At 55.3% G+C, this 11,779-nt stretch carries 11 protein-coding genes; 1 reads left to right on the top strand and 10 read right to left on the bottom strand.

Annotated features, from left to right (window positions below):
- Positions 1 to 193: 193 nt before the first annotated feature.
- Entirely contained in the window at positions 194 to 2,026 is a 1,833-nt protein-coding gene (locus GON09_RS22280) for a DUF4012 domain-containing protein (RefSeq protein WP_374195358.1), read from the top strand.
- Between the two features lie 70 nt (positions 2,027 to 2,096).
- Here the strand turns inward: GON09_RS22280 and GON09_RS22275 are convergent, their stop codons facing one another.
- The 10 genes from GON09_RS22275 to GON09_RS28765 form a co-directional block, all read right to left on the bottom strand.
- Positions 2,097 to 3,065, bottom strand: a complete 969-nt coding sequence (locus GON09_RS22275; protein ID WP_213933775.1) for a GDP-L-fucose synthase family protein — start codon at positions 3,063 to 3,065, stop codon at positions 2,097 to 2,099.
- On the bottom strand, positions 3,065 to 4,093 hold the full coding sequence (gmd, locus tag GON09_RS22270) for a GDP-mannose 4,6-dehydratase (RefSeq protein ID WP_213934584.1): 1,029 nt from the start codon (positions 4,091 to 4,093) through the stop codon (positions 3,065 to 3,067). The genes GON09_RS22275 and gmd overlap by 1 nt, the downstream gene beginning before the upstream one ends.
- 69 nt (positions 4,094 to 4,162) lie before the next feature.
- Positions 4,163 to 5,320, bottom strand: coding sequence for a glycosyltransferase (locus tag GON09_RS22265; RefSeq protein WP_213933774.1), 1,158 nt, complete (start codon positions 5,318 to 5,320; stop codon positions 4,163 to 4,165).
- Between the two features lie 3 nt (positions 5,321 to 5,323).
- A complete protein-coding gene (locus tag GON09_RS22260; protein WP_213933773.1) occupies positions 5,324 to 6,685 on the bottom strand; it encodes a lipopolysaccharide biosynthesis protein in 1,362 nt (453 codons plus the stop codon).
- Between the two features lie 6 nt (positions 6,686 to 6,691).
- Positions 6,692 to 7,465, bottom strand: a complete 774-nt coding sequence (locus GON09_RS22255) for a WecB/TagA/CpsF family glycosyltransferase (protein WP_244865605.1) — start codon at positions 7,463 to 7,465, stop codon at positions 6,692 to 6,694.
- 66 nt (positions 7,466 to 7,531) lie between these two features.
- Positions 7,532 to 8,683, bottom strand: a complete 1,152-nt coding sequence (locus tag GON09_RS22250; protein WP_213933772.1) for a glycosyltransferase — start codon at positions 8,681 to 8,683, stop codon at positions 7,532 to 7,534.
- Positions 8,680 to 9,279, bottom strand: a complete 600-nt coding sequence (locus tag GON09_RS28770) for a serine O-acetyltransferase (RefSeq protein ID WP_280521635.1) — start codon at positions 9,277 to 9,279, stop codon at positions 8,680 to 8,682. The genes GON09_RS22250 and GON09_RS28770 overlap by 4 nt, the downstream gene beginning before the upstream one ends.
- Positions 9,280 to 9,388: 109 nt before the next feature.
- Positions 9,389 to 10,183: a glycosyltransferase family 2 protein gene (locus GON09_RS22240; RefSeq protein ID WP_213933770.1), complete on the bottom strand. Its 795-nt coding sequence runs from the start codon at positions 10,181 to 10,183 to the stop codon at positions 9,389 to 9,391.
- Positions 10,184 to 10,213: 30 nt separating this feature from the next.
- Positions 10,214 to 11,164 (bottom strand): NAD-dependent epimerase/dehydratase family protein, encoded by a 951-nt coding sequence (locus GON09_RS22235; RefSeq protein WP_213933769.1) that lies wholly within the window; start codon positions 11,162 to 11,164, stop codon positions 10,214 to 10,216.
- Between the two features lie 22 nt (positions 11,165 to 11,186).
- On the bottom strand, positions 11,187 to 11,750 hold the full coding sequence (locus tag GON09_RS28765) for an acyltransferase (RefSeq protein WP_307854456.1): 564 nt from the start codon (positions 11,748 to 11,750) through the stop codon (positions 11,187 to 11,189).
- Between the last annotated feature and the right edge of the window lie 29 nt (positions 11,751 to 11,779).

Below are 11,779 nucleotides of genomic sequence, written 5' to 3'. Positions count from 1 at the left end.
GACACAATTCAGGACAGGGGACGTGCAGAATCCTCCCCTATCGTGCGATCGTGGACGGAGCCTCCCAACTCCACTGTCACGATCACCGTGCAGAAGTTTACTTACAGTCACGGTTACCCACCACTTGAACGGTCGGCCAGATCAGAATCGGGTTATCGTCTCGAGCGGAAACCACGAAGGGGGCACAAGCGGCGTGAACGATGTTACCGGTGAGTCAGATTCGCCCGAACGGCGTCGACGCAAGGTGCGGAGGCGCCTGTCCGACGAGGAGATCGCAGCTCAGCGCACGAAGCGCCGTCGCGTGCAGATCGGCTGCGGCGTAGGCGCACTCGTTGTCGTCGGATTCATCGGCTGGCTGGGTTACGAAGGCCTGCAGGCGAAATCGAATTTGGAGAAGGCACAGAATCTCGCCACGCAGGCGAAAGACGCACTCCTCGTAGGCGATACCGACAAGGCCCGCATCGTCGCAGGCGACGCCGATCGTTACGCCCAGGACGCCCAGAGTTCGGTCGACTCGGTGCCGTGGCGCATCGCAGGCGCAGTCCCATTTTTGGGCAGCCCGTTCGATTCCACTCGCCAGATGACCACCATTGTGAGCGGTCTCACAGAGCAAGTCCTCCTGCCGGCGGTCGATGCAGGCAGCGCCGTATCTCCGGATCAGTTGATTTTGGACGGTGCACGCATCAATCTCGCGGCCCTCCGCGATGCCACCCCCGTCCTCGAGGCGACATCCGCGGCCATCACCGACCTCGACGAGCAAGCGCAGAACGTCGACAGCACGTGGCTCGGCCTGATCGACGACGCGCGAGTCGACCTGCAGGAGCAGGTGTCCGAGTTGTCCGGTCTGCTGAACAACACGTCGCTCGCAGCGCAGATCGCGCCGGCCATGCTTGGCGCAGACGGTCCGCGTAGTTACTTCGTCGGTTTCCAGACGAACGCAGAGGCACGCGGAACGGGTGGCCTGCTGGGTGGTTTCACCGTCATTCGGGCGAACAACGGAGCAGTCTCGGTCGACGATGTGACGAGCAACCGCGAATTCCGTTTCGACTACGACCCGATCGACCTCGGCCCCGATTTCCAGCGGGCCTACGGCCACAGCCGCCCCACCCAGGACTTCCGCAACAGCAATGTCAGCCCCCACTTCCCATACGCCGGCCAGATCTGGCAGTCGATGTGGCAGCAGGAGACGGGCGAACGGGTCGATGGTGCCATTGCGACCGACCCTGTAGCGCTGAGCTATGTCCTCGAAGTGGTCGGCGACGTCACTTTGCCCGGAGGCGAGAAGATCTCTGCCGACAATGTAGTGGAACTGAGCGAGTCCACGGCATATTCGCGCTTCGGCGACGATCAGGCCGCTCGTAAGCGCTACCTCGAGACAGTTGCAAAGACTGTCGTACAGAAACTCACCGGAAGCATCTCACGGCCCCAAGCTCTCCTCGAAGCATTAGGGCGCGCAGCAGGCGAAGGTCGACTTGCCGTATGGAGTTCCGTTCCGGACGAGCAAGCGGTGCTGGAAACAACTCCGCTGGGCCACATCGTCCCTGATGACCCAGCTCCGTATGCGGAAGTCGTAATCAACAATCTCGGCGGAAACAAACTCGACTACTACTTGAATCGGGAGATCGAATACATCGCGGATTCATGCGAGGGAGACACCCGCAACTCGAAAGTGACGGTACAGCTGACCAATAGCGTTCCTCCTGGAAACTACACCGACTACGTCGCCGGAATGTTCGATAACCCCGTCGGGGCTCCGGTCGGCACAAATCTCACCGATATCGGATTGTTGGCGACTCAAGGTGCAAAGTTGAACAAGGTCACCGTCGACGGGCGTCCAGCGTTCGCATACACCGCAGTAGAAAGGGGGCACCCGATGTTCAACGTGCAGACATCGGTCCCCTCTGGTGAGACCGTCGAAGTGGTCTACGAACTGACCGAGCCCACCGTAAGGGGAAGCGCTCGCATCCCTATCCAACCGCTGATCGACGATCCCCAAGTGGTGGTGGACGTCCCAGTGTGCGGGTAGATCCTGTCTGACTTCTCCAAAAATACTTATGGCCACGAGGCTCATCTCGTGGCCATAAGTGTCCCAGCAGTCAGGTCCGGATAGACTCAACGTTCTCTCGATACCACGCAATCGTCGAGGCGATTCCTGATCTCAAGTCGATCTTCGGCTCCCAACCTGACGAACGAAGTTTCGAGACGTCCAACAGTTTCCGCGGGGTACCGTCCGGCTTGGTGGTATCCCACTCGATCGTTCCCGTGTACCCGACTTCCTCCGCGACGATCTGAGAGATCTCCTTGATCGTGTGGTCCTCGCCAGTGCCCACATTCACCTGATCGGGACCGTCGTAATTCTCCATCAGATGCAAGCAAGCCGCGGCCATGTCGTCCACATGCAGAAACTCCCGCAACGGTGAACCAGTGCCCCAGTTCGTCACGCTGCTCGAGCCGTCACGTCGCGCCTCATCGAATCGTCTGATCAGAGCAGGAAGAACGTGAGAGCCCTTCGGTGAGAAATTGTCACCGGGACCGTACAGGTTCGTCGGCATCGCGGAGATCCAAGGAAGACCGTACTGACGTCGGACCGCCTGGACGTGCAAGATACCTGCGATTTTGGCGATCGCGTATGCATCGTTCGTCGGTTCCAGATGGCCGGTGAGGAGGTACTCTTCTTTGATTGGCTGTGGCGCGAGCTTGGGGTAGATGCACGACGAACCGAGAAACAGCAGCCGTCGAGTACCGAACTCGCGGGCCGCATCCAACACATTCACCTGAATACGGAGATTCTCCGAGAGGAAGTCCACCGGATACGTGTTGTTCGCAAGGATGCCACCAACCTTCGCGGCGGCGAGCACCACGTTGACCGGACGCTGCTCCGCGAAGAAAGTAAACACAGCGTCCCGGTTCCGAAGATCAAGCTCCGACGAGGATCGCCCGATCAGGCGCTCGAACCCTTCGGCCTTCAGAAGCCGCCAAATCGCACCACCCACCAGTCCGCGATGTCCTGCAACATAGAACGGCTCTGTGCGATCGAGTGGGCGAGGAACGAACGCGTCGCTCATCAGAGAATCTCCCAATCGGGGTGAGCCGGCTTATCGATCCAGGCTCGTCCTTCGTGCGTCAGAGCCTCGATGTCCGCGTCGACCATGATCCGTGCCAACTCCGGTGTATGAACCCGAGCCTTCCAACCCAGTTTTTCATGAGCCTTCGACGCATCACCGATCAGCGAATCAACCTCAGTCGGCCGGAGATACCGCTCGTCGAACTTGACATGATCTTCCCAGTTCATGCCGCCATGCTCGAACGCAACCTGCAGGAAGTCCTTCACAGAGTAGGCCTCGCCTGTTGCCAGTACGAAGTCGTCAGGCTCGTCAGCCTGAAGCATGCGCCACATGCCTTCCACGTACTCCGGGGCGTATCCCCAGTCTCGCACCGCATCGAGATTTCCCATGTACAGGTGCTTCTCGACGCCGGCCTTGATGCGCGCCACCGCGCGCGTGATCTTGCGAGTCACAAATGTCTCACCGCGACGGGGCGACTCATGGTTGAACAGAATCCCGTTCACCGCGAACATGCCATATGCCTCGCGATAATTCCGCGTCACCCAGTAGGAGTACACCTTCGCAGCACCATACGGCGAACGCGGATAGAACGGGGTTTCCTCATTCTGAGGCGGAGGAGTAGCACCGAACATCTCCGAGCTCGAGGCCTGGTAGTACCGGCAGTTGACCCCTGCCAACCGAACAGCTTCCAGAAGGCGGATGGATCCAATTCCCGTTGTATTACCGGTGTGTTCGGGTTCATCAAAACTCACCCTGACATGCGACTGAGCACCAAGGTTGTAAACTTCGTCGGGGTTGATCTGCGAGAGCAATGTAACAAGTCGTGCACCGTCACTCAGATCTCCATAGTGCAAGAACAACTTTGCATTGGGTTCATGGGGATCGACATACAAATGGTCAATACGCGACGTATTAAACGAAGACGACCTACGAATGAGTCCATGAACCTCGTACCCTTTTTGCAGAAGAAATTCAGCGAGATACGATCCATCTTGACCTGTGATACCAGTGATCAGCGCAGTCTTCATTTTCTCCTCTTTTCCGTTCATGATCGACATTACAAATAATCTCTAGCTAGTCGGTGTCATCCCGAGCAATCATGCAACCCCTATCGAGAGAATCCGCCTCACCGATGGTCCCGCTGCTCGATGTTCAGCCGCCGTACAGCAGTCTTCCTCCGAATACTGGCAGGCCTCAATCAGGCCCGTTGCGAGCAAAGCAGGGTCTCGATGCTCCGCTGCAATACCATTAAAACCAACCTTAAGCGCACCATCCGGATCCGCACCTTTCGTCGCCACCACCGGCAGTCCGGTACCGCCGGCCTCGACCAACACGCGGGGAGAGCCCTCGTAGTGCGATGTCATCAGGAGACAATCGGACTCACTCATGACTTTCGCAACCATTGCCCGATCCTGGCTCCCAAGTAGGTGCACTGATCCGGACACGCCTAGCTCTGCAGCACGGCCGATTACGCCATCGCGCATCGACCCGTCACCAACCATCACCAACTCAGCACTCGGAACATGTTTCAAGAGCCGGAAGATAGTATCGACCGCCAACAAGGGATCCTTCTGGGACTCCAATCGTCCGACCCAGCACACACGAAGTGCACGTTTCCCATCCCACTTAACGCGATTAGCGCGCTGGTAGACCTGCGGATCGAACCAAGTCTGCGCAACATGAACATCAGGCCGTGCTTGAAGCAGCCGCGTTCCATCCGTGCGATTAAAAACCACGATACCTGCCGCACGCCGAAGAACGCGTTTCTCAAGGGCCCGATAAACCGACCCGAGTCCCTTCCACGAGGAATCTGAATGTGCACCGGTCAGGCCGTTCGAATCATTATGAATGAACTGGATAAACCTGCTACGCCGAAGGTAGGAGAGAAGAAATCCCGTCTCTACCCTATGCGCTTGCAAAAGCACTCGCGGGATCCTGCGGTTATACTTCACAACGCCACACAGCAGGCGCATCGAATGCGGAACACGAACCCGGCTACGTGATGCCTCGCTCCGATCGAAGTGGGCGACAGGCATAAAGTCTACTTGCCGGCCAGCAAGCTCAACCTTAGTCCACACACCGACCCTATGCTGTTTATTGAGCGTGATGCCTACCAATCCGAATTGAAAGCCATCACCGTACTTGATAAGGTCGTGGATACACGTGTCGATACCACCCGGTACGAGATTCTCAGGATCTACATGTTCAACAATGATCCGATCTAAGGCTGCGTGCGGGCCGCTTATTTCATTCATCGATTAACCCCTTAATTTACCCAACGATCCATCGCTTACTGACACCACAGCCAACTGAGAACGGCGTACACTTTCGTTGCGAATTCTCATGTACGAATACAGCAAACACGGGACGACATGTAGAAACGCAAGAACCACCACTGTTGCAAGGACCGGACCGATCGCACCGTGCTTCGAAGCAAAATAGATCGATAGAACGAGGCTCGCAAGTGCCGTCACGACCGTCGTTACAGCCTGAAACCGGAGACCCGAAACGTCCGTCAGATACATACCCGCAGGCTGCTGAATCGCCTGACAAATCACTACACCCGCAAATGCAAAGTAGAGCGCGTACGGGATATCCACTATGCCACTCGTCGCCCACCTCGCGATGATGGGACCAAAAATGACCAAGCCAAGTGCGCCACCGATACCCAGGAAAGTACTCAGAAGAACCGCCTGACTGAACAACTTGCTGACATCCCGTCCAGAATGACGGGCTTCCGCAAAATCACCCCACAACGATCGGCCAGCTACTTGCACAATTGAAAGAACTGGAAGAAAGACCATCGCAGCACCCGAATAGATCGCCACTTGTTCAAGCGACGAAGTCCATCCGAGAACAATTCGGTCCGATTGGAAAGTGAACGGCAGTGCGATCGAGACTACTACCATTGGTACCGCCGTTGACCAAATTGCAGTACTATGCCCTCGTTTAGACGGTTTTCTATCGGCTCGTGCCGCCCGGACTGCAGGCGACCGCAAAGCAACCCAATTCAGCAATACGTTTGTCGCCAATACGCCCACTGTGGAAACCGCGATCAAGACAGGCGGTTCCGCCCGAGCCACGAACAAGATACTCACTGCGGCTAGATTTACGACCGAGGTCGTTCCCTGGATCAGGACCACGAAGGCGTTCCGTCTAATTCCAAGAAGAATGCGCGCGCCCAACGACAACGGTACCGAAATCGCGATTAAAAGAACTGCGGTTGCAATCGACCAGTTGAGTTCTCGGCTCGACTCAAGATTGAGCACGGTAGTCCATAAACCGGACGCTCCTAACGCGAGACTCGCGGCGCCAAGTGCGGCGCCCACCGAAATCAGAATTCGTTGAGCCTTTCGGAGCACGGCGTTGAAAGAATCGGAATGGCCGGGCAAGCCTGCGGCGGCATTTGTCACAGCCGACCCAATTCCAAGATCCATCATAGGAATTAGAAAGGGCAATGCAGCGGCGAGAGAGAATACAGCATAAGTTTCCGGACCATATTCGGAAGTTATCAGCCGCGTAATAAGGAGCGCAGCTCCGCCCGATAAAGGCAGTACAAACGCGCGCGCACCTGCGGACTTCACGATACGCGCAAGCGGCCCGTTCCCGATACTGTTCATACGCGGTCAGTTACCCGATTCGGTCAGCGCCGAACGAATAAAAGTGACGTTGCCGAACACGTACCGCTTCCACAACCTGCGAGGCTCAGAGGCGAATCGGTATAACCACTCGATGCCGAACTTTTGAAAGAATCTAGGCGCCTCCGAAATAGTTCCCGCAACAAAATCAAATGCCGCACCGACCCCCACGCATGGACGTTGGACCATTCTGCACAACGCGGCCGTACAAAAATCTTGTTTGGGAGTCCCAAGCGCAACCCACACGATATCGGGATCGGCATCGTTAATCCGGTTTGATACATCTTCGAGAAATGAAGAATCCACCGGCCCGAACTGAGGGGAATACATGCCCGCGATAGAAATGCCTGGATATTCATTACAGGCCGCTCTGTAAAGGTCTTCCAAAGTCTCATCGGTTGCACCAAGAAAAAAGTGCTTCAGATTCTTAGAGCGGCCCCGATCGAGGACATTGCGGAACAGAGACGGCCCACGGACGTGGCCCGCGAGAATTCTACCGCGCGATCTCGCCTTCATTGCCCATACCACCGGTCGACCGTCCGGGAAATTGACTCCTTCATCGTTCAACACCTCGGCGTAGGACCGATCATTTGATGCCACGGCCACGCAGTAAGCATTCGATAACCGAACCGATATCGCCTTACGTTCCAACCCCCATCGAATTACATCACCGCACGCTTCATCTGCGGTGGTCGCGATAAAGGGGACTCTCCCCACCCGGACATAACTGTCCTTCATTACGGCATTACTGTCGCTGTTCATTGAGCCTCACCTAACCTTCGAACGCTCACAAATGGAGATCGTGCGTTGGCCATGTGAACTGGAGAATTACTCACTCCGGTCCGCCAACTCGACCGCAAGAGGGACAATTTCGGACCTCACACCCTTTTTGTACACGTCGCGAAGCACCCGGAGTACGCGGTTTCCGCTAGACTCCAAGGTGAATCTCGAAAGCCATGCAGACTCGGCCCCGTTCATAGTGAGATCTGCAACTGCCAAAACCGCCTCGGCATAGTCATTCACAGAGTCGCCCGCGCAAAGCTCTCCAGTCAATCCCGGGACAATTGCGTCAGAAGAACCCAGGCAACGGGAAGACACGACGGAAGGAATCCCCACCGAAGCGGCTTCGACAAGGACATTGCCAAACCCTTCTGCCAGAGACGCCAATAGTACGACAGAATTTGGCGGGCATTCTTCAAACCAGGCTTCTACCCACCCATGAAACTTGACCGACACCGAACAACCCTGCGCGAGCTGTTGAATTTCTGATTCCAAAGGCCCGATGCCGAAGAAATGAACTTCGACGTGCTCGAAATGTTTGGTAATTTCAGAAGCAACCAGAACGGGTATATGGGGCCGCTTCTGCTCCACGAGTCGAGCAGGGACGACAAGGTTGAGCGAATGTTGAGGGGCTAAGGTATCTCTCGAACATTTAATAGTTGCGTGCGCGGCACGCACGTCGACCTTCGCTGTGGCGGGATTCGGCACGACATAAATGTTCTTTGGCTCTATCCGGTACAACGCGGCTGCCTCTGCTGCAACCGTATGAGAAATTGCGATATATGCATCGGCAAAAGGGTAGCAAATCTTTGCGATCGCCTGAATAGCACGAAACTTGATTCCGAAGATCTTACGTAGAGGAACTTCGACATTGCGACCGCTAATTACAACACGCGCACGCCCGCCAACTCTTCCGAACTGTGAAATTAGAGCCAATAAATTAAAGTACGGCATCAACCCTAAAATGATATCTACACGCGAGGACGCCGCATATCGACGGACCGCGAGAAGCCGGCGAATGAACCCCTTGTCGGGAATGGAGTGCACCTGTACTCCGTCAGGACGGAGCAGAGGGTCGACGGGTCCGCACACTACAAGTCGCGCGTCGACTCCCGTAGTGTTTAACCACCTGGCCCATTCGCGAGCAACGAACTCGGCGCCTCCACCGCCGAGGCTTGGGACGAGTATGGCGACCCTCATGATGCCGTGCTCTCATCCACGGTTTCGGAGATGTTCTGCGCTTGCGATTCACTGCTACGGCCGCGGTGGTTAGGAAACCAGATAGGCACAATGTAGGACGAATCCCGTGCAGATATCACCCGCGCGGGAGCCCCGGCGACCGTAACCCCAGGTGGAACATCCCGATTCACGACCGCGTTGGCTCCAATTACCGCACTATCCCCCACCGTGATGTCCCCGTAGATGACAGCGCCGGGACCGATGTAAACATAGTCACCGATCGTCGGAACGCCTCCACCTGCAGTACCAATATTTGTCGCGGAATGGATCCGACAGTACTTTCCGATTCGCGCTTTGGCATTGACGACGATACTTCCGTAGTGAGCAATCGACAGCCCCATGTCGGACACACCCGCGGGGAAGGAAATTCCCGTCCGAATTGAAAATCGCTGTAGGCGATAGCGAGCATAGAACAGGAAGATTCGATTGGCGGGACCACTCTTTGAGTTAAAATACTCAACTCGTCGCATCAATCGTTGGTAGTAGACCTCAGGCTTGCGAAGCGGCGAGGTGACTCCCCAACGCTTGAGATTGTGCGCCTTCAGGTCTTCGTCCAAGAATCGACGGTAATCGGCTTTACTTCGGATTGGATTCCATCTTGTCGCCATTGGATTGTCCGACTCCTGGTTCCTGCTCGGTGTCCGCACGTACGGAAATTACGTATCTTTATCGGTTCGTATACTGCCGCAATCGGCCTGCTTGGGCCCGGGCCGTCCAAAATGTCGCAAGCGCAATTGTAAAGCCAGCATCTAGTACACGTGAACCGCCGACCAGCAGCCCATTTGCCCGGCGTATCCGAGCGTAGCGCCGAGCGGTATCCGCGGGCTTGCTCGCACCATGCGCACCTTCGATTAGATAGTTGGTAATGACCGTGTCAATTATACTTGGTGAGGCTTGCTTTCCCAGCCGTACGGCCATTTCTTGGTCCGCAGAGAAGCCAAACTCGGACCGGAATCCGCCCATCGTCTCAATTCCCGACCTTTTTACAAACGTGGCAGGGTGGGGAGTGAATGCTAGTCCCATTGAAAGCTTTTTCAAAGAAAACGGAGAAAAACTATATTCGCGAATCCGTTCGTACTTCCCGTTGACGTACCGGATTTGTCCATACGCCCAGTCCCAGCGACTTTCATGGTAACTTTGTGCCACGATATTAAGAACAGAATCAGATGCGAGCTCATCACCACCGTTCAGGAACTGGACGACGTCGCCGGACGCAAGGTTTATACCCTTGTTCATCGCGTCGTAGATTCCGTTGTCCGGCTCGCTAATGAATGAGACCCGGTAGTTCGGTTTGTAAGCAGCGAGCCAATCTAGCGTCCCGTCGGTCGACGCTCCGTCGACGATGACGTGTTCGATTTTGTTATACTTTTGACGTTGAATACTTTCCGCAGTAGTTATTAGGCCTTGAAGGTTGTTTCTGACAACGGTGACGATAGATATGCAAGGAAGCTGGTCTTCCATATTTGTCCTTTAGCGTGATGACGGGTGGTCTTAGCCTCGGTAGACGCTCTGCGCCCATTCCCAATGACGCTTGAGTCCGCTTCTTAGATCTACCTTCGGCTCCCACCCCACAGACGAGGATATCGACTTGATATCACCGCCAGTACGCTTGACATCACCTACCACGGAGGTCACGTACTCGACATTCAGAGGGGATTTTGAAATTTCCTCGATTACCTTAAGTACGTCGTTAACCGAGGCGCTTGACCCTCCGGCAACATTGTAAATTGATCCCGGATCCTCTGCCGCTTGAGAGCACATCAAATTAGCGTTGACAATGTCGTCCACGTAGGTGAAATCTCGGATCTGGGTTCCGTCCCCAAAAATGGAGATGGTCGAACGATCGATAGCCGAACGAAGAAATCGCGTGAAGGCCATATCGGGCCGTTGACCCGGCCCGTATACTGTGAAATACCGAAGCGAAGTGACCGGAATTCCAAAATTCTTTGCGTACAACGAGCACAAATTTTCGGCCGCCAGTTTGCTGACACCGTAAGGACTCACAGGACGCGGAAGGTCCGTCTCTTTTGTCGGGTAAGCTTCCGCGTCTCCATAAACCGACGAAGACGATGCGTACACAAGTCGCTTCAGCTTCTTGACTTCACGTGCAGCTTCAAGCAATCGCTGCGTTGCGTTTATGTTCATCTCGGTATAGTGCAGAAAGTCATTACCCCAAGATTTTCTTACACCAGGCTGGCCCGCTTGATGAAATATGACCTCCGCATCGGACAGTAGACTGCGCAAATCAACGGTGCGAAGGTCTGCCTCTACCAAGGTAAAGTTGTTCTTGTCGGGGATCGCATCAATATTGCGACGTTTAATATCGGTGTTGTAATAGTCAGTAAAGCAGTCCACGCCGACTACGTCATAGCCTTCACCTAGTAGGCGCTTCACTAGAGTGTGACCAATAAAGCCGGCTGCACCGGTGACGATTGCCTTCACAATTCTCCTATCACGCAGTATGTCAACTAACGGGATGATCGGGCAGATCTACGCGTGCGGTCTGCAAGTACGGAAGAAACTCACGGTCCAGTGCACGCTCTGACCGTTCACGAATATCTAAGCCTTGGACATCAGCGTGGTGGGTCCACTTTGAAATTCGTGACATGAGTTCGTCATACGTGGTGATGAAACGGGCCGGATTTCCCGCTACCACAGATCCAGAGGGAACAGACTTGGTTACTACTGAGCCAGCGCCGATGACACTCTTGTCACCAACTTTCACCCCCGGCATTATAATGCTGCGATTGCCGATAAAGACGTCGCTACCAACCAGGATCCTTGCGTAGCGGTACCGACGTCCGCGTTCGTCTCGGTATAGCCAACCTGAGCCATCATGCGTGAGAAATTGGACTCCGCTGCTCACGGTGACTCTGTCACCAATCGATACGAGCCACGGTTCCGAACCGGCCTCGAGTGAGAGGATCCGACAATCAGTGCCGACTTTCATGCCAAGGGCGCGTGCTGCGACGTCGCCACCCTTCAGCCGTTTAATTAATTGGATTTTGAGGGTGCGTACCACGCCCACGTAGGCTCCTAGATGCTGCTGGGAGTTGA

This window comes from Rhodococcus sp. B50, assembly GCF_013602415.1.
Taxonomy (GTDB): Bacteria; Actinomycetota; Actinomycetes; order Mycobacteriales; family Mycobacteriaceae; genus Rhodococcus.
The sequence above is the reverse complement of the archived record's forward strand: the minus strand, read 5'-3'. Positions and strand labels throughout refer to the sequence as shown.

What these genes read in the sequence shown, in the direction of transcription:
- GON09_RS22250 (WP_213933772.1), bottom strand. Translation starts at nt 8,683, where the DNA reads ATGAGGGTCGCCATACTCGTCCCAAGCCTCGGCGGTGGAGGCGCCGAG.
- gmd (WP_213934584.1), bottom strand. Translation starts at nt 4,093, where the DNA reads ATGAAGACTGCGCTGATCACTGGTATCACAGGTCAAGATGGATCGTAT.
- GON09_RS22275 (WP_213933775.1), bottom strand. Translation starts at nt 3,065, where the DNA reads ATGAGCGACGCGTTCGTTCCTCGCCCACTCGATCGCACAGAGCCGTTC.
- GON09_RS22255 (WP_244865605.1), bottom strand. Translation starts at nt 7,465, where the DNA reads ATGAACAGCGACAGTAATGCCGTAATGAAGGACAGTTATGTCCGGGTG.
- GON09_RS22260 (WP_213933773.1), bottom strand. Translation starts at nt 6,685, where the DNA reads ATGAACAGTATCGGGAACGGGCCGCTTGCGCGTATCGTGAAGTCCGCA.
- GON09_RS22265 (WP_213933774.1), bottom strand. Translation starts at nt 5,320, where the DNA reads ATGAATGAAATAAGCGGCCCGCACGCAGCCTTAGATCGGATCATTGTT.
- GON09_RS22240 (WP_213933770.1), bottom strand. Translation starts at nt 10,183, where the DNA reads ATGGAAGACCAGCTTCCTTGCATATCTATCGTCACCGTTGTCAGAAAC.